13 protein-coding genes are annotated in these 17,557 nt (G+C 61.3%); 4 read left to right on the top strand and 9 right to left on the bottom strand.

Going from position 1 to position 17,557, the window contains the following annotated elements; translation table 11 throughout:
* Nucleotides 1-20: 20 nt before the first annotated feature.
* The 6 genes from ppiD to tig all read right to left on the bottom strand — a co-directional run bounded on the left by ppiD (nt 21) and on the right by tig (nt 8,536).
* The gene (gene ppiD / locus AB5Y94_RS21085; RefSeq protein ID WP_206220182.1) at nt 21-1,934 is read right to left on the bottom strand and encodes a peptidylprolyl isomerase; all 1,914 of its coding nucleotides are present in this window, start codon (nt 1,932-1,934) and stop codon (nt 21-23) included.
* Between the two features lie 151 nt (nt 1,935-2,085).
* On the bottom strand, nt 2,086-2,358 hold the full coding sequence (gene hupB / locus AB5Y94_RS21080; protein ID WP_005315375.1) for a nucleoid-associated protein HU-beta: 273 nt from the start codon (nt 2,356-2,358) through the stop codon (nt 2,086-2,088).
* Nucleotides 2,359-2,598: 240 nt separating this feature from the next.
* Nucleotides 2,599-4,953, bottom strand: coding sequence for an endopeptidase La (lon, locus tag AB5Y94_RS21075; protein WP_005301522.1), 2,355 nt, complete (start codon nt 4,951-4,953; stop codon nt 2,599-2,601).
* Nucleotides 4,954-5,094: 141 nt separating this feature from the next.
* The gene (clpX, locus tag AB5Y94_RS21070) at nt 5,095-6,369 is read right to left on the bottom strand and encodes an ATP-dependent protease ATP-binding subunit ClpX (RefSeq protein ID WP_005301524.1); all 1,275 of its coding nucleotides are present in this window, start codon (nt 6,367-6,369) and stop codon (nt 5,095-5,097) included.
* Nucleotides 6,370-6,515: 146 nt separating this feature from the next.
* Nucleotides 6,516-7,139, bottom strand: a complete 624-nt coding sequence (gene clpP / locus AB5Y94_RS21065) for an ATP-dependent Clp endopeptidase proteolytic subunit ClpP (protein WP_005301526.1) — start codon at nt 7,137-7,139, stop codon at nt 6,516-6,518.
* Between the two features lie 86 nt (nt 7,140-7,225).
* Nucleotides 7,226-8,536 carry a trigger factor gene (gene tig / locus AB5Y94_RS21060; protein ID WP_368206494.1) on the bottom strand — a complete coding sequence of 437 codons (1,311 nt, stop codon included), beginning with the start codon at nt 8,534-8,536 and terminating at the stop codon, nt 7,226-7,228.
* 428 nt (nt 8,537-8,964) lie between these two features.
* Here tig and AB5Y94_RS21055 point away from each other — a divergent pair, with 428 nt between their 5' ends.
* Both AB5Y94_RS21055 and yfbR read left to right on the top strand, forming a co-directional pair.
* Nucleotides 8,965-9,399, top strand: a complete 435-nt coding sequence (locus AB5Y94_RS21055; protein ID WP_005301529.1) for a YccF domain-containing protein — start codon at nt 8,965-8,967, stop codon at nt 9,397-9,399.
* A 72-nt stretch (nt 9,400-9,471) separates the two neighbouring features.
* The gene (gene yfbR, locus AB5Y94_RS21050; RefSeq protein WP_010633794.1) at nt 9,472-10,062 is read left to right on the top strand and encodes a 5'-deoxynucleotidase; all 591 of its coding nucleotides are present in this window, start codon (nt 9,472-9,474) and stop codon (nt 10,060-10,062) included.
* A gap of 86 nt (nt 10,063-10,148) precedes the next feature.
* Here the strand turns inward: yfbR and lolE are convergent, their stop codons facing one another.
* From lolE to AB5Y94_RS21035, 3 genes are read right to left on the bottom strand one after another with little or no spacing between them, the layout of a single operon-like run.
* Nucleotides 10,149-11,390 carry a lipoprotein-releasing ABC transporter permease subunit LolE gene (gene lolE, locus AB5Y94_RS21045; protein WP_005301531.1) on the bottom strand — a complete coding sequence of 414 codons (1,242 nt, stop codon included), beginning with the start codon at nt 11,388-11,390 and terminating at the stop codon, nt 10,149-10,151.
* Entirely contained in the window at nt 11,390-12,088 is a 699-nt protein-coding gene (gene lolD, locus AB5Y94_RS21040) for a lipoprotein-releasing ABC transporter ATP-binding protein LolD (RefSeq protein WP_026141350.1), read from the bottom strand. Before lolD ends, lolE begins: the two co-directional genes overlap by 1 nt.
* A gap of 40 nt (nt 12,089-12,128) precedes the next feature.
* A complete protein-coding gene (locus tag AB5Y94_RS21035; protein ID WP_368206493.1) occupies nt 12,129-13,364 on the bottom strand; it encodes a lipoprotein-releasing ABC transporter permease subunit in 1,236 nt (411 codons plus the stop codon).
* Nucleotides 13,365-13,440: 76 nt separating this feature from the next.
* Here AB5Y94_RS21035 and AB5Y94_RS21030 point away from each other — a divergent pair, with 76 nt between their 5' ends.
* The gene (locus AB5Y94_RS21030) at nt 13,441-14,016 is read left to right on the top strand and encodes a hypothetical protein (protein WP_010633791.1); all 576 of its coding nucleotides are present in this window, start codon (nt 13,441-13,443) and stop codon (nt 14,014-14,016) included.
* A gap of 9 nt (nt 14,017-14,025) precedes the next feature.
* On the top strand, nt 14,026-17,490 hold the full coding sequence (gene mfd / locus AB5Y94_RS21025; protein ID WP_368206492.1) for a transcription-repair coupling factor: 3,465 nt from the start codon (nt 14,026-14,028) through the stop codon (nt 17,488-17,490).
* Nucleotides 17,491-17,557: the final 67 nt, after the last annotated feature.

Here is a 17,557-nt window from a genome sequence, read left to right as displayed (position 1 = left end):
TCGACTGGAATTGGTTCGACTTATTCGACCGTGGCTTCCACGTCGGTGAAGTACTCAATCTTGGCAGACTTGCGCAGCTCGTCGATGAGAGACTTGTAGCTCACCTGAGCCTTGCCCTGACCCAGCTGGCCTTGCAGCAGCTTGGCCATGCCGGACGGCTCCTTGGCGACGGTCACCTTGTCCAGGGCCACCACCACGCGGTCGCCATTGGCTTCGGTCACCAACTCGACGCTCGGCTTGCCATCGACCGGATGAGGCATGCGGAAGGCCTGTGCCACCAGATTCTGATCCAGATCCTGGGCGAAACGGGCGACGCCATCGTGGTTCTCCACCTTCAGACCCAGTGCAGTCAGCTCAGGCTGGATGTTCTCACCGGCCTTGAGCTTGTCCAGCAGACCCTGCGCCTTGCCACGGGCCACTTCACTGGCCTTGTCGTGCTTGATGGCGGCAATCACCTGCTCTTTCACCTCCGCCAGCGGCTTGGCCGCTTTCGGCTGGTGACCGGTGATGTGCATCACCAGCGCCTTGCCGTCAGCCAGTTCGATCACGTCGGAGTTGGTGTTGTCATCGCGCAGCTGCTCGGAGAAGGCCGCAGAGAGCGCCTTGGGATCATTGAGCGGTGCCGGGGCATCAGCCTGGCTGAAGTAACCGGTGGACTGCACCTTGAGGCCCATGGTCTCGGCGGTCAAGTCCAGCGAGTCCGGGTTCTCGAAGCTGCTGTCGGCCATCTTCTGCTGCTCGGCAAAGAACAGCTCCTTGGCCTTGTCGCTCTGCAGACGGCTGATGGTCTCTGCCTTCACATCGGCAAACGGCTTGGTCTGGGCCGGTTCAACCCCCAGCAGCTTGATGACGTGGAAGCCGAACGGGCTCTTGACGACAGCGGAGAGATCGCCGGCCTTGGTCAGGGCAAAGGCCGCCTTCTCGAACGCCGGATCCATCACCCCTTTCTCGAACCAGTCCAGCTCGCCGCCCTTCTTGGCGGAGAAGGTATCGGAGGAGTCGGCCTTGGCCAGCGCGGCGAAGTCGTCGCCCGCCTTGGCTTTGGCCAGTACGGCCTCGGCCTTCTGCTCGGCGGCTTTCTCGTCCTTGCCAAACGGGATCAGGATGTGAGCCACGCGGCGACGCTCGGCACGCTGGAACAGATCCTGGTGCTGATCGTAGTAGTCCTGGGCATCCTGCTCGCTCACCTTGACGTCTTTGCCAAGGGTGGCGGCGTCCAGCAGCAGATAGTCGACCTTGACCTGCTCGTCGTTCATGAAGCGGTTGCTGTTGGCCTTGTAGTACTGCTCCACCTCTTCATCGGAGACTTTTACGTCACCCAGATAAGCGGAGGCGGCCAGGCGCACCAGACGCAGATCGCGAGTCTGGTTGTAGAGCTTGTCCAGTTGCTCGGCTTCACCCTTGAGCGCAAATTCGGTGCCCAGCAGGGCGCCCATCAGTTGCTGACGCACCATGTCCTGGCGCAGGGAGTCACGGAACATCTCGGGGGTCATGCCGGCACGGCGGATCAGCTGCAGGTAGCGATCGTTGTTGAACTTACCCTCTTCGGCAAACTCGGGCATGGCAACGATGGCCTGCTTGATCTGCTCATCGCTGACCCGCAGACCCAGTTCACGGGCCTTGCTGTCAAACAGGGCCTGATCGATCAGACGGTCCAGTACGCCGCGACGGAACTGTTTCATGTAATCGGGATTGGCGGCCAGCTGATTGAAGGACTCCCCCATTTGGGACTCCATGCGGGCGCGCTCGTTGCGGTAGGCATTTTCCAGTGCCGCGGCAGTGATATCCGTGCCGTTGACGGTGGCGGGGGCGGTACGGGCCGGACCGTTCAGATAGCTACCTACACCGGCCAAGGCAAAGGAGAGGATGATCAGGCCCAAGATAACCTTGGCCACCTTGCCCTGCGCCCCTTCGCGTAGTTTATCCAACATCATGTTTGTACTTATGCTCCCGAACTCGATGGGCGTAAATAATGAAAAGGCGCACCGATTGCGATGCGCCTTGGTCAATCAGTATGAGGGAGAGCCCTCTCACTTGTCTGGTCTGTGACCAAGGACGGTAGCCGATGTAGAATCAGCGCCCGGCTTAGTTGACCGCGTCTTTCAGGGCCTTACCGGCTTTGAAGGCAGGAACTTTACCAGCGGCGATTTCGATGGTCGCGCCAGTTTGCGGGTTACGGCCAGAACGGGCAGCACGTTCGCGCACGGCGAAAGTACCGAAACCAACCAGAGCAACCTGGTCACCCTCTTTCAGAGCTTCACCGACGGCGTCAATGAAAGCATCCAGCGCACGGCCAGCAGCGGCTTTGGAGATATCAGCACCGTCTGCAATCTTGTCAATCAGTTGAGATTTATTCACTCTTATATTCCCCTTTTATCGAACATCGCTGCGGCGCCGATTTCCCTGGCCACAACAAGTGGAGGTTTTATAGCAAGCCTCCTGATCAGTTGCAAGTGACAATCTGGCGCAAACCCGCGCCACATCACGCCTTGCGACTCATCATGAGTTCCCGATCGGTGGTCAAGGCTACTTCCGTTATCCGGAGCATGCAAGCCTTAACCACCGCCCGAATGCGCCAAATTTGCGGCGCATCAACATTTATACGACAGAAACGCGCTCAAACCCTTGCGGATTGTCCTGCAACGCCAGTTCCAGCACCTCATCAATCCAGCGAACCGGATGAATTTCAAGGTCTTGTTTGACGTTGTCCGGGATCTCCTCGAGGTCCCGCTCGTTCTCTTTCGGGATCAGCACACGCTTGATGCCACCACGATGAGCCGCCAGCAGCTTCTCTTTGAGACCGCCGATGGGCAGCACTTCGCCGCGCAAGGTGATTTCCCCCGTCATGGCCACATCAGCACGAACCGGATTACCGGTCAAGCTGGAGACTAGGGCGGTACACATGGCGATACCGGCGCTCGGACCATCTTTGGGGGTGGCCCCTTCCGGTACGTGCACGTGGATGTCGCGCTTCTCGTAGAAGTCCGCATTGATGCGCAGCTTCTCGGCACGGGCCCGCACCACCGTCATGGCCGCCTGGATGGACTCCTGCATCACGTCACCGAGGGAGCCTGTATAGGTGAGCTTGCCCTTGCCCGGCATGTTGGTGGTCTCGATGGTGAGCAGATCGCCCCCCACTTCGGTCCACGCCAGACCACAGACCTGACCCACCTGGTTCTGGTCGGTCGCCTTGCCGTAGTCGAAACGCTGTACCCCGAGGAACTCCTTGAGGTTGGCCTGATTGACCTGAACATGCTTGATGCTCTTGTCCAGCAGGATGCGCTTGACCGCTTTGCGACAAATCTTGGAGATCTCGCGCTCCAGGCTACGCACCCCCGCCTCGCGGGTGTAGTAGCGGATCACCCCGACCAGGGCGGAATCCTCGATGGTGATCTCGGACTCTTTCAGGCCGTTGCGCTGGATCTGCTTGGAGACCAGATGCTGCTTGGCGATGTTGAGCTTCTCGTCTTCGGTGTAACCGGACAGCCGGATCACTTCCATCCGGTCCAGCAGCGGCCCCGGAATGTTCATGGAGTTGGAGGTGGCCACGAACATCACGTCCGACAGGTCATAATCCACTTCCAGATAGTGATCGTTGAAGCTGTTGTTCTGCTCGGGATCCAGCACTTCCAGCAGGGCGGAGGCGGGATCGCCGCGCATGTCCGAGCTCATCTTGTCGATCTCGTCGAGCAGGAACAGCGGGTTCTTCACGCCGACTTTAGCCATCTTCTGGATGAGCTTGCCGGGCATTGAGCCGATGTAGGTACGACGGTGACCGCGGATCTCCGCCTCGTCACGCACGCCGCCCAGTGCCATGCGCACATATTTGCGACCGGTGGCCTTGGCGATGGACTGACCAAGCGAGGTCTTGCCCACACCGGGAGGCCCAACCAGACAAAGGATGGGGCCCTTGAGCTTGTTGACCCGCGCCTGCACCGCCAGATACTCGAGGATGCGATCCTTGACCTTCTCCAGGCCATAGTGATCGGCATCCAGCACCTCTTGCGCCTTGCCCAGGTCTTTCTTGACCTTGGAGCGCGCCTTCCACGGCACCTGCACCATCCAGTCGACGTAGCTGCGCACCACGGTGGCTTCCGCCGACATGGGGGACATCATCTTCAGCTTGGCAAGCTCGGCCTGCGCCTTCTCGCGCGCATCTTCCGGCATGCCGGCCTCTTCAATCTTGCGATTGAGGGCCTCGAACTCATCCGGACTGTCTTCCAGCTCACCCAGCTCTTTCTGGATGGCCTTCATCTGCTCGTTGAGATAGTACTCGCGCTGGCTCTTCTCCATCTGCTTCTTGACCCGGGAGCGGATGCGCTTCTCGACCTGCAGCAGGTCGATCTCCGACTCCATCATGGCCATCAGAAACTCGATGCGCTCGGACACAGAGGCGATTTCCAGTACCTTCTGCTTGTCTTCGAGCTTGAGCGGCATGTGGGCAGCCATGGTATCGGCTAGGCGCGCCGCATCGTCGATCGCCGAAATCGAGGTGAGCACCTCGGGCGGGATCTTCTTGTTGAGCTTGATGTAACCTTCAAACTGACCGATGGCAGAACGTACCAGCACGTCCTGGTCCTTCTCGTCGATCGCCTTGGAGGCGATGTACTGCGCCTCGCCAACGAAGAAGTCCCGGTCGTCGATCATCCGCTCAAGACGGGCACGCTGGCCCCCTTCCACCAGCACCTTGACGGTGCCGTCGGGCAGCTTGAGCATCTGCAGAATATTGGCCACTGTCCCGACGGAGAAGATCTCCTCCACCGTCGGCTCATCGGTTGACGCATCCTTCTGGGCCACCAGCAGAACTTTCTTGTCCTGCTCCATGGCCGCTTCCAGACAGCGAATGGATTTTTCCCGCCCCACAAAGAGTGGAATGACCATGTGGGGATAAACCACCACGTCACGAAGAGGCAGGACGGGAATCTCGATGCGTTCTGAACGCTCTAGGTTCATATATGTCCTCTCGGCTTGTTATACCGTTGGCAAAGCGCTTGGCTGAGTATATGGGGGCGCTTAGATGAGATTCAATCGCCGAAACCGCAAAAAGCATGAAAGGGGCAAAAAGCCCCTTTCATTTGATTAAAAATCAGACATTTACTCTGATGCGGCGGCCTGGGTCTCGGGATTTTCGTAGATCATCAAGGGCGCGGAGTCCCCCTTGATCACGGTCTCGTCGATCACCACCTTGCTGACACCGTCCAGCGACGGCAGGTCATACATGGTATCCAGCAGCACGGCTTCCACGATGGAACGCAGGCCACGAGCGCCGGTTTTGCGCTCCATCGCCTTGCGGGCAATGGCGTTCAAGGCGTCGTCACGGAACTCCAGCTCCACCCCTTCCAGATCGAACAGCGCGGCATACTGCTTGGTCAGCGCGTTCTTCGGCTCTTTCAGGATCTGAATGAGGGCAGCCTCGTCCAGCTCGGTCAGGGTCGCGACCACCGGCAGACGACCGATGAACTCGGGGATCAGACCGTATTTGATCAGATCTTCCGGCTCCACCTTGGCAAAGCTCTCGCTCAGGGTCGCCTTGGCGCTCTTGGACTTGACCTCGGCACCAAAGCCGATGCCGGTGCCCTTGACGGAGCGCTGCTCGATCACCTTGTCCAGACCGGCGAAGGCGCCACCGCAGATGAACAGGATCTTGGAGGTATCGACCTGCAAGAACTCCTGCTGCGGGTGCTTGCGACCACCTTGCGGCGGCACGGAAGCGATGGTCCCTTCGATCAGCTTGAGCAGGGCCTGCTGCACCCCTTCCCCGGAGACGTCGCGGGTGATGGAGGGGTTGTCCGACTTGCGGGAGATCTTGTCGATCTCGTCGATGTAGACGATGCCACGCTGGGCCTTCTCCACGTCGTAGTCGCACTTTTGCAGCAACTTCTGGATGATGTTCTCCACGTCCTCACCCACGTAACCGGCTTCGGTCAATGTGGTGGCGTCGGCCATGGTGAACGGCACGTCCAGCAGACGGGCCAGGGTTTCGGCCAGCAGGGTCTTGCCGCTGCCGGTCGGACCGATCAGCAGGATGTTGGATTTGCCCAGCTCCACACCACCAGACTCGCTGCCGCTGCGCAGCCGCTTGTAGTGGTTGTAGACGGCTACCGCCAACACCTTCTTGGCGTACTCCTGCCCGATCACATAGTCATCCAGATGAGCGCGGATTTCATGAGGGGTCGGCAGCTCGCTACCATCGCGCTTGGGCGAGATCTCACGGATCTCCTCGCGGATGATGTCGTTGCACAGCTCGACGCACTCATCACATATGTAGACGGAAGGGCCAGCGATCAGCTTGCGCACTTCATGCTGGCTTTTGCCGCAAAAAGAGCAGTAGAGCAGCTTATCACCCTCACCCTTGCGTTTTTCTGTCATTCAGCAACCTCGTTTTATCAATAGAGGATGGATTGTCCTGTTGAGTTTACAACAGTCCGGAACACCCTGCCCATGCCTGATCTGCCGATTGAGGGCATCACCAAATCAGATGATGTCCTCAATGATGGTACGGGCTAGCTCGTGGCTCAGCCGCGGCGGCTCAGGACACCATCAACCAGACCATAGGCCACGGCCTGCTCGGCGGACATGAAGTTGTCACGGTCGGTGTCACGCTCGATGGTTGCCATGTCCTGTCCGGTATGGAAGGCAAGACGCTCGTTCAGGGTATTCTTGATCTTCAGGATCTCCTGGGCGTGGATCTGGATGTCAGATGCCTGGCCCTGGAAACCGCCAAGCGGCTGGTGGATCATCACGCGGGCATTGGGCAGGCAGAAACGCTTGCCCTTGGCACCACCGGCCAGCAGGAAGGCGCCCATGGAGCAGGCCTGCCCCATGCACACAGTGCTGACGTCCGGCTTGATGAACTGCATGGTGTCATAAATGGACATGCCGGCCGTGACGGCCCCACCCGGAGAGTTGATGTAGATGCTGATGTCCTGATCCGGATTTTCGGACTCCAGGAACAGCAGCTGAGCCACCACCAGATTCGCCATGTGATCTTCGACCTGACCGGTCAGGAAGATCACCCGCTCCTTCAGCAGACGAGAATAGATGTCGTAGGAACGCTCCCCTTTCGCGGTTTGCTCTACCACCATCGGGATGAGCGCATTGCGTGGGGATTCAGTCACATCGTTATAGTTCTTGTACATAAGGCATTGTCCCTAAAATAAAATGGCCCGAGTGGAGATCACACGAGCCATTATACTTAACAGTCTTGACCTTAAGTCAAATGTTCTTAGGCAGCGGCACCGGACTTGTTGATCACTTCGTCAAATGCAACTTCTTTCTCGGTCACCTGGGCCTTGGAGAGGATCAGGTCGATGGCTTGATCTTCTACCGCCAGGTTGCGAACGCCGTTCAGCATCTGCTCGTTCTTCTGGTAGTACTCGATCACTTCCTTCGGATCTTCGTAGGCAGTGGCCATGGATTCGATGATGCTGTTGACGCGGGCGTCGTCAGCCTTGATCTCGTTGGTACGGATCACGTCGCCCAGCAGCAGACCTACGCGTACGCGACGCTCGGCCTGGGCCTGGAACAGCTCGGCCGGCAGTTCAGGTGCGTTGCCGCCCTGGAAGCCGCCGAAACGCTGCAGAGCCTGCTGACGCAGGGCATCGATTTCCTGAGCAACAGCAGCCTTCGGCAGATCGATCTGGTTGGCTTCAACCAGGCCGTTCAGCACCTGCTCTTTCACGCTGTTTTTCAGGGCTTGAGCCAGTTCGCGCTCCATGTTCTTGTGCACTTCGGCTTTCAGCTCTTCAACGCTGCCGCTCTCGATGCCGAAACGCTTGACGAACTCTTCGGTCAGCTCGGGCAGGATCTGCTCTTCCACCTTGTTCAGCTTGGAAGCGAACTTGGCAGCTTTGCCTTTCAGGTTTTCAGCGTGGTAGTCAGCCGGGAAGGTCACGTCGATGGTGAACTCGTCGCCTGCTTTCTTGCCCATGATGGCGTCTTCGAAGCCAGGGATCATGCGGCCGGCGCCCAGCACCAGGTTGAAGCCTTCGGCCTTGCCGCCGTCGAACTCTTCACCGTCGATGGAACCGACGAAGTCCATGGTCACACGCATGCCATCGGCAGCGGCGGCGTCCACGTCACTCCAGGTAGCGTGCTGCTTGCGCAGGGTGTCGATCATGTTGGCCAGATCTTCATCCTTCACGGTAGCAACCGGCTTCTCGACCTTGATGGTCTCCAGACCGGCAACTTCGAACTCCGGATACACTTCGAAAGTGGCGGTGAATTCGAAATCCTGACCCTCTTTGATCTCTTTCGGATCCATGGTCGGGGCACCGGCCGGGCTCAGTTTATTGTCGATGATGGCCTTGATGAAGTTGCTCTGCATCATTTCGTCAGCAACGCGAGCATGAGCCATGGCGCCGAACATTTTCTTGATGATGGCAACCGGAGCCTTGCCAGGACGGAAACCGTCGATGCGACGGGTTTTGGCCAGGCCGTTCAATTCTTTGCGCACGGCGGCGTCAACGGTAGCGGCCGGTACGGTGATGGTAAGACGGCGTTCCAGACCCTGGGTTGTCTCTACAGAAACTTGCATTCTTCTACCTCGTTCAACTCAGCACTGCGTGCTGACCCTTTATTGCCCCTGGGCAAAGCCCGGAGTCTTCCTGTTTATAAAGACAACGACTGTCTTTGTGATGAGAAAATATGACGCGACATTATAGCGGCGCACTTTGATCGAGTCGAGCCACACGTCCCCAAACCGGGCTGGCAATGGCACAATTCGCGCAAAACTGCCCCTTATATGGGGAAAACCGAGCCCGACTTCAAGGATGCAGACTGCAAGAATTTGCACTTGCTCACCTTTTTTCGTGCAAGAGCCTACTTTTTCATCTCATCAGCCGGCAGACCGGCCGCGGCGTGCAGGCTGCGACCCAAATTGTCCGCCCCGCCCCTTCAACCATTGCGTCCATGACCATCGCTCGTTATGGTGGCAGCCATCTTGATAAGTCTGGAGTCACCGACATGGCCTTTTTCCGCTTCTTGTTCAATCTGCTCTGGTTCGTACTGGGAGGCGTCTTCATGGGGCTGGCCTGGTGGCTGGCCGGACTGCTCTGTTTCATCTCCCTCATCGGCATCCCCTGGGGACGCGCCTGCTTCGTCATCGGCACCTTCACCTTCTTCCCGTTCGGCAAGCAGGCAGTCAACCGCAAGACCATGACGGGGCTGAGCGACATGGGCACCGGCACCATGGGGCTGATTGGCAACATCATCTGGTTCGTGCTGATCGGGATCTGGCTGGCCATCGGCCACATCGCCTCGGCGCTGGCCTGCTTCGTCACCATCATCGGCATCCCGTTCGGCATTCAGCACCTCAAGCTGGCGCTCATCAGCCTGGCCCCCATCGGCCAGATGATCGTCACCAATCAGGAAGCCGAATCCGGTCGCTATATTCGTTAAGGGCGATGCCGCCGACCGCAAAAAAGGGCAGACTAGGGTCTGCCCTTTTTCATTGCCATCTTGAGGTACCCCATGCTGCCCAGCCACTTTTTCGCCAATCTCGCCCGCATGAAACTCATCTACCGCTGGCCGCTGATGCGCAACATCCAGCCCGAGAACATCGCCGAGCACAGCCTGCAGGTGGCCATGGTGGCCCACGCCCTCGGCCTCATCAAAAACCGGCTCTTTGGCGGCAGTGTGGATGCCGATCGCGCCGCCGTGATGGCCCTTTATCACGACAGCAGCGAGGTGCTGACCGGCGATCTGCCCACCCCGGTCAAGTACTTCAATCCCGAGATTGCCCGCGAATACAAGAAGATTGAGCTGGCGGCCGAGCAGCGCCTGCTCGGCATGTTGCCGCCTGAGCTGGTGGAGGATTTTCGCCCGCTGCTGGACTCAGGTGCCCAGGACGGCGAGCTGGCCAGGCTGGTGAAGGATGCCGACACTCTCTGCGCCTATACCAAGTGCCTGGAGGAGATCAACGCCGGCAACCGGGAGTTCGAGCCGGCGCGCAAGCGCCTCGAGCAGATGCTGGCCGCCCGGATGAGCGACGAGATGCGCTACTTCATCGACATCTTCGTGGCGAGCTTCTCCCTGCCACTCGATGAACTCAACGCCCATTAAACCAGCAAGCTCCCCTCAAAACAGAAAGACCCGCCGGTTTGCGCCGGCGGGTCTTTCGTTTTTCTCAGCAGACAAGATGCCGCGTATCAGTGCCCCAGCTCGCGGGACGGCACCAGCCCGCTCGCCCGCCAGGCGGGGTAAAGGGTCGCCACCAGGCTCATCAGGATGGCGGCGCCGGTCACGATGAGCAAGTCCTGCATGTGCAGCTCGGTCGGCAGAAAGTCGATGAAGTAGATGTCCGGATTGAGGAAACGGTGGCCGATCACCCCTTCGATGGCGCTCAGGATCTGGGTCAGCTTGCTGGAGAGCAGGCCACCCAGCAGGGCGCCGAGCAAGGCGCCCGCCACCCCGTTCACCATCCCCTGAATGACGAAGGTGAGCCGGATCTGGCCCGGGCTCGCCCCCATGGTCTTCAAGATGGCGATCTCGCTGCGCTTCTCGTTCACCGCCATCACCAGGGTGGAGACGATGTTGAAACAGGCCACCGCCACCACCATCAGCATCACCACGTACATCACGGTGCGCACCATCTGGATGTCCTGATAGAGATAGCCCTGGCGGCTCATCCAGCTGCTGATGTAAACGTAGTGCGGAAACTTCTGGGCGGCCGCCACAGTGATGGACTGCGCCTTGAGCACGTCGTTCACCTTGAGGCTGAAGCCCTCTACCGCGCTACCCATGCCGGTGATGGCCTGGGCATCGGCCAGATGCATGAAGCCGAGCACCCCATCGAGCTGGCCACCGATCTCGAGCAGCCCCACCACCTTGAGAGTCTCCCGCTTCGGGTTCTTGATGCCGGTGGCATCGCCCCCCTGAGGCAGCAGCAGGGTGACCGTGTCCCCTATCTTGACCCCCAGCTTGTCGGCGATGGTCTTGCCGAGGATGAGGCCGTGCTCGCCGGCTTGCAGTTCGCGCAGGCCGCGCCCCGTCATGTAGTTGCCCGCATCGGAGAGATTGGCCTCGAGCTCCGGCAGCACGGCGCGCACCTGCAGCCCCTTGAGGGCGCTGCCGTGCTCCAGCAGGCCGTCGAGCCGGATCACCGGGGCGGCAGCCTCCACCCCGGGCTGTGCCAGCAGGTAATCCCGCAGTTTGGGCCAGTTGGGGAGCGGCGCCTCCATCCCCATCAGCTCGCCGTGGGGCACCACGGAGAGCACCCGGTTTTTGAGCTCCCGCTCAAAGCCGTTCATGGCGGAGAGCCCCAGGATCAACGCCATCACCCCGAGGGCAATGCCGATGAGGGAGGAGGCGGAGATAAAGGCGATGAAGCCGTTGCGACGGCGGGAGCGGCTGTAACGCAGGCCCAGAAACAGGGGCAGCGGTTTGAACATCAGGCGACCTCCGCCATCACGCCGCTCACCAGGGTCACCCGGCGATGGAGCTTGGCTGCCAGGCTCAAGTCGTGGGTCACCACCACGAACGCGGTGCCGAGCTCGCGGTTGAGCTCGCAGAGCAGCTCATAGACGGCGGTGGCGCTGGCGTGATCCAGGTTGCCGGTGGGCTCGTCCGCCAGCACCAGGCTGGGTTCGTTGACCAGGGCACGGGCGATGGCCACCCGCTGGCGCTCACCACCGGAGAGCTCGGATGGTCTGTGGTTGAGACGATGGGAGAGCCCTACCCGCCCCAGCATCTTGCTCGCCTTCTCGGTGGCGCTCGTCACCGACTCGCCGGCGATCAGCAGCGGCATGGCAGCATTTTCCAGCGCACTGAATTCGGAGAGCAGGTGGTGGAACTGGTAGACAAACCCCAGCTCCTGGTTGCGAAACTTCGCCTGGGTGCGGCTGTCCCAGCGGTGGATATCCTGCCCCTTGAACAGCACGGCGCCGCTGGAGGGGTTGTCGAGCGCCCCCATCAGGTGCAGCAGGGTGGTCTTGCCGGAGCCCGAGCTGCCCACCACCGCCAGCATCTCGCCGGGCGCCACACTAAGATCGATGCCCTTGAGTACCTGGGTCTCCAGATCGCCCTCTTTGTAGACATGATTGAGGGCCTGACAGCGCAGCAGCGGCTCGCAGGAGACGGATTGATTCATAAAGGGGGCTCCACTTGCACCAGTAACAACAGAAGATGAATTATTCATAGCGCAGCGCCTCCGCCGGTTTGACCCGGGCCGCGCGGGCCGCCGGGTAGAGGGTGGCGCTGAAGCTGAGCAGCACGGCGCCCAGCAAAATGGTCACGACCTGGGCGGGTTCGACGATGACCGGCAGACCCGAGCCGCCGGCCGTCATGTAGAGGTTGAGCCCCACCGCATTGAGCAGGGGGTTGAGCCCCATGGAGAGTGCCAGCCCCGCCAGCCCCCCGAACAGGGCGCCGATGACGCCGCTGGAGGCCCCCAGCACCATGAAGATCTTGACGATGCCAGACTCGCTCATGCCCATGGTGCGCAGGATGGCTACCTCCCCTTCCTTGTCGGTCACCACCATCACCAGGGCGGAGAGGATGTTGAAGGTGGCGACCGCGATGATCAGCACCAGCATCAGCCCCATCATCCGCTTCTCCATGGCCACCGCCTGGAACAGCTCGCCGCGCTCGCGGCGCCAGTCCTGCCACTCCAGTCCGTCCGGCAGCGCCGTCTTCACCACCTCGTCGGCAGAGAAGGGATCATCCAGCCAGAGGCGAATGCCGCCTACCTTGTCCGCAGGCAGGCGCAGCAGACGCTGGGCATCTCCCAGCGCAATCAGGGCAACCTGGCTGTCCACGTCGGCGCCGACCCCGAAGATACCGGAGACGGTGAAGAGGCGCTGGGCCGGCACCCGGCCAAACGGGGTGAAGCGGGTGCCTTCGGTCAGGATCAGACGGACCTGGTCGCCCATGGAGACCTTGAGACGATTGGCCACCCCCTGCCCCAGCACTATGTGGTATTCACCGGCTTGCAGGCTGTCCAGACGCCCCATCTGCATCTGGGCGTGCAGGATGTCATCCTTGGGCCACTGGGCGGGATCGATCCCCTGCACGCTCACGCCGGTGAGCTGACCGGGGCTTTGCAACATGCCTTCGCTGTCTAGCATGGGAGCATGGGCGATCACGTGGGGCAACCTGGCCAAGTCCGGCAGCCCCTGCGGCGCGGCGTCGATGCGCCCCGCCGGGCTGGTCACCACCACATGGGGGATCACCCCGAGGATGCGCCCCTTGAGCTGCCCTTCAAAACCGTTCATCACCGAGATGACCACCATCAGGGCCGCGACCCCGATGGCAATGCCGAAAGTGGAAAACAGGGAGATAAATGACACGAAGCGATTGCTGCGTCGCGAGCCTGCGTAACGCAGGCCGATGGCCAGCGACAGTGGCTGAAAAAGTCCAGTCTTCAAGGATATCTACGTTGCCAACAAAATAAGATACCGGATAATAAAGGGAAACCGTCTATGACAACAAGGGATAGCCTCCATGCAGGAACAGTTCTTCAGTGTCACCCATGCCACGCCGGTCAATGTGATCCCCATGCCCGGCGATTTTCACCTGCCCTCGCTGGAGGCTCTGGAAGCCGAGCTGCCCGAACCCTTTCGCATCGCCTCCTCCATCACCTCCATCGACATGGTGACCAGTCGCCTGCTCCGCAACCAGAGTGAGTCGATGCACGATCTGGTGGAGATCATCAACCAGCAGTCGCGCAAGATCGACATGATCATGGGCTATGTGCTGTCGGTGCAGGATCACCCGGAGCACCGCTTCCACACCCTGCGCTTTGGCGCCGGCCAGCTCACCTATCTGCACCCGCGCCAGGGCCACGGCGAGGCACCGCACCTGCACCAGATAGTGCGGCTCAAGATCTTTCTGCGCGAAGAGGCCTCCGCCATTTACTGCTACGGCCAGGTCAAGCAGCTGGAACCGAGCGAGCACGGCACCCAGGTGGTGCTCGACTATGTGCGGATCCGCGAGGATGACCGCGAACTGCTGGTACGCGCCAGCCTGCATATCCAGTCCAAACAACTCAAACTTCGTGCGCAAGACCGTCAACGTTAAAAGAATCGAATGATGCCAATGAAGCTCCCCGCCTTGCCCGCCAAGGCGGGCCAAAAGTTAACGCTCGGCCAGCTGACAGGCAGCAGCCTCTCGCTGATGGCCGCCCGCCTCACCGAGGAGGCTCATCGCCCCGTCCTGCTGGTGACCGCCGATACCCCGAGTGCCCTGCGCCTCGAACAGGAACTGCAGTACCTCTTGGCCGACAAGGGCTGCCCGGTGCTGCTGTTCCCGGATTGGGAGACCCTGCCCTACGACACCTTCTCCCCCCATCAGGACATCATCTCCCAGCGGCTCGAGACCCTCTACAAGCTGCCGCAGATGAGCAGCGGCGTGTTGATCGTGCCCATCTCCACCCTGATGCTGCGCACGGCGCCCCGGGTCTATCTCGACAAATACAGCCTGATGGTGAAGAGCGCTCAGCGCCTCAACCTGCAGCAGCTGCGCGCGCGTCTCGCCGAGGCGGGCTATGTGGCGGTAGAACAGGTGCTGGAGCACGGCGAATTTGCCGCCCGCGGCTCCCTGCTCGATCTCTTCCCCATGGGCAGCAGCAGCCCCTATCGCATCGATTTTTTCGACGACGAGGTGGACTCCATCCGCCCGTTCGACCCCGAGACCCAGCGCTCCAGCGAGTCGGTCAAGAGCGTCAGCCTGTTGCCGGCCCGGGAGTTTCCCACCGATGAAGCGGCCATCGAGCTGTTTCGCGGCCAGTATCGCGAACAGTTCGAGATCTCCCGCGCCGAGGGCTCCATCTATCAGGAGGTGAGCAAGGGACGCTGGCCGGCGGGCATCGAGTACTATCTGCCGCTCTTCTTCCAGCAGACCGCCAGCCTGTTTGATCACCTGCCGGAGAACACCCTGCTGCTGACCGTGGGGGAGATCTACCCCGCCGCCCAGCGCTTCTGGAACGACATCGGCCAGCGCTACGAAGACAGGCGCTGGGACAATACCCGTCCCCTGCTGCCGCCCCAGCAGATCTACCTGCCGGTGGAGCAGCTGTTTGCCGCTCTGGGTCAGTACGCGGCCGTACGGCTGCAGGAGGCCCCCACCGCCGGTGATGCAGGCCAGCACGACCTGCCCCTCTCGGCGCTACCGGATCTTCAGCTCGATCACAGCAAGGAGCAGCCGCTGCTGGCCCTCAGCCAGTTCCTGCAAGGTTTTACCGGCCGCACCCTGTTTGCGGTGGAGTCCGAGGGGCGGCGCGAGGTGCTGGGGGATCTGCTCGCGCGCATCGCGCTGCAACCCAAGGAGTTCGCCTCACTCGATGCCTTCATCAGCAGCAAGGCCCGCCATGGCCTGCTGGTGGCACCGCTCGAACGCGGTTTCTTGCTGCGAGAGCCGGGGCAAGAGGAGCTGGCGCTCATCACCGAGACCGAACTGCTGGGCGGCAAGATCCGCAGCAAACGGCAACGGGAGAAGAGCAAGAACCTGAGCTCCGATGCAGTGATCCGAAACCTTGGCGAGCTGACCCAGGGTCAGCCGGTGGTGCATCTGGATCACGGGGTCGGTCGCTATCTGGGGTTGGAAACCATAGACGCCGGCGGCCTGCCCACCGAGTTTCTGACCCTGGAGTACGCCGGTGGCGACAAGCTGTTCGTGCCGGTCACCAGCTTGCACCTCATCAGCCGCTATACAGGATCCGACAACCCGCCCAGCCACAAGCTCGGCGGCGAGGCTTGGGTCAAGGCGCGGCGCAAGGCGGCCGAGAAGGTGCGCGACGTGGCGGCCGAGCTGCTCGATGTCTACGCCCACCGCGCGGCCCGCGCCGGCTTTGCCTTCAAGCACGACCGCGAGGCCTATCGCCAGTTTGCCGCTGGCTTCCCGTTCGAGGAGACCGAGGATCAGCTCAACGCCATCAATGCGGTGCTCGGCGACATGTGCCAGGCCAAGAGCATGGACCGGCTGGTGTGCGGCGACGTGGGCTTTGGCAAGACCGAGGTGGCGATGCGGGCGGCGTTTGTGGCTGTGCACGGCAGCAAGCAGGTGGCCGTGCTGGTGCCCACCACCCTGCTCGCCCAGCAGCACTACGACAACTTCCGCGACCGCTTCGCCAACTGGCCGGTGCGGGTGGAGGTGCTGAGCCGCTTCCGTTCCGCCAAGGAGCAGAGCGCGGTGATGAAGGAGATGGCCGAGGGCAAGGTGGACATCATCATCGGCACCCACAAGCTGCTGGGCGCCGAGCTCACCTTCAAGGATCTCGGCCTGCTCATCGTCGACGAGGAGCATCGCTTCGGGGTGCGCCAGAAGGAGAAGATCAAGGCGCTGCGCGCCGACGTGGATATCCTCACCCTCACCGCGACCCCCATTCCGCGTACCCTCAACATGGCGATGTCGGGCATGCGGGATCTCTCCATCATCGCCACCCCGCCCGCCAAGCGCCTGGCCATCAAGACCTTCGTGCGCCAGCATGAGCCGGCAGTGGTGCGCGAGGCTGTGCTGCGGGAATTGAAGCGCGGCGGCCAGGTCTACTACCTGCACAACGACGTGGAGAGCATCGAGAAGTGTGCGGCGGATCTTGCCGAGCTGGTGCCGGAGGCGCGCATCGGCATCGCCCACGGCCAGATGCGCGAACGGGAGCTCGAGCGGGTGATGTCGGACTTCTACCACCAGCGCTTCAACCTGCTGGTCTGCACCACCATCATCGAGACCGGCATCGACGTGCCGAGCGCCAACACCATCATCATGGACCGGGCGGATCATCTGGGCCTGGCCCAGCTGCACCAGCTGCGGGGCCGGGTCGGCCGCTCCCACCACCAGGCCTATGCCTATCTGCTCACCCCCCATCCCAAGCTGATGACCAAGGACGCGGCCAAGCGGCTGGAGGCCATCGCGTCGCTCGAAGATCTCGGTGCCGGCTTTGCGCTGGCCACCCACGATCTGGAGATCCGCGGCGCCGGCGAGCTGCTGGGCGACGATCAAAGCGGCCAGATCGAATCGGTCGGCTTCACCCTCTACATGGAGATGCTGGAGCAGGCGGTGGAGGCGCTCAAACATGGCAAGGAGCCGTCGCTCGAACAGCTGATGAGCCAGCACACCGAGGTGGAGCTGCGCCTGCCTGCGCTGCTGCCGGACGACTACATCCCGGACGTCAACATGCGGCTCTCCATGTACAAGCGGATCGCCAGCGCGGCGGACGAGCAGGAGCTGCGCGAACTCAAGGTGGAGCTCATCGACCGCTTCGGCCTGCTGCCGGAACCAACCAAAACCTTGATGGAGCTGGCCGCCTTCCGCCAGCGCGCCACTGCCCTTGGCATTCGCCGGGTGGAGATGAGCGAGCGCGGCGGTTACTTGGACTTCACCCAGGAGACCCGCGTCAACCCGGCCTATCTGGTCAAGCTGCTCTCCGAGCAACCGCGCATCTACAAGATGGACGGGCCGACCCGGCTGCGCTTCCAGGTGCCGACCCAGGAGCGGGCCATGCGCCTCAAGCTGGTGGACGGTCTGCTGGCGGATCTCGCCAGCCACGCCAGCCCCTGAGGGGGCGATGATGGAGCGGCCAGCCGCTCGCCCAAATAAAACGGGAGCCACTATGGCTCCCGTTTTT

This window comes from Aeromonas sp. s5 (genome assembly GCF_040907865.1).
Classification (GTDB): Bacteria; Pseudomonadota; Gammaproteobacteria; order Enterobacterales; family Aeromonadaceae; genus Aeromonas; species Aeromonas dhakensis.
The sequence above is the reverse complement of the archived record's forward strand: the minus strand, read 5'-3'. Positions and strand labels throughout refer to the sequence as shown.

Excerpts from the sequence above, each read along its gene's own strand:
- ppiD (WP_206220182.1), bottom strand. The coding sequence starts at position 1,934 with ATGATGTTGGATAAACTACGCGAAGGGGCGCAGGGCAAGGTGGCCAAG.
- lon (WP_005301522.1), bottom strand. The coding sequence starts at position 4,953 with ATGAACCTAGAGCGTTCAGAACGCATCGAGATTCCCGTCCTGCCTCTT.
- clpX (WP_005301524.1), bottom strand. The coding sequence starts at position 6,369 with ATGACAGAAAAACGCAAGGGTGAGGGTGATAAGCTGCTCTACTGCTCT.
- clpP (WP_005301526.1), bottom strand. The coding sequence starts at position 7,139 with ATGTACAAGAACTATAACGATGTGACTGAATCCCCACGCAATGCGCTC.
- tig (WP_368206494.1), bottom strand. The coding sequence starts at position 8,536 with ATGCAAGTTTCTGTAGAGACAACCCAGGGTCTGGAACGCCGTCTTACC.
- AB5Y94_RS21055 (WP_005301529.1), top strand. The coding sequence starts at position 8,965 with ATGGCCTTTTTCCGCTTCTTGTTCAATCTGCTCTGGTTCGTACTGGGA.
- yfbR (WP_010633794.1), top strand. The coding sequence starts at position 9,472 with ATGCTGCCCAGCCACTTTTTCGCCAATCTCGCCCGCATGAAACTCATC.
- lolE (WP_005301531.1), bottom strand. The coding sequence starts at position 11,390 with ATGTTCAAACCGCTGCCCCTGTTTCTGGGCCTGCGTTACAGCCGCTCC.
- lolD (WP_026141350.1), bottom strand. The coding sequence starts at position 12,088 with ATGAATCAATCCGTCTCCTGCGAGCCGCTGCTGCGCTGTCAGGCCCTC.
- AB5Y94_RS21030 (WP_010633791.1), top strand. The coding sequence starts at position 13,441 with ATGCAGGAACAGTTCTTCAGTGTCACCCATGCCACGCCGGTCAATGTG.
- mfd (WP_368206492.1), top strand. The coding sequence starts at position 14,026 with ATGATGCCAATGAAGCTCCCCGCCTTGCCCGCCAAGGCGGGCCAAAAG.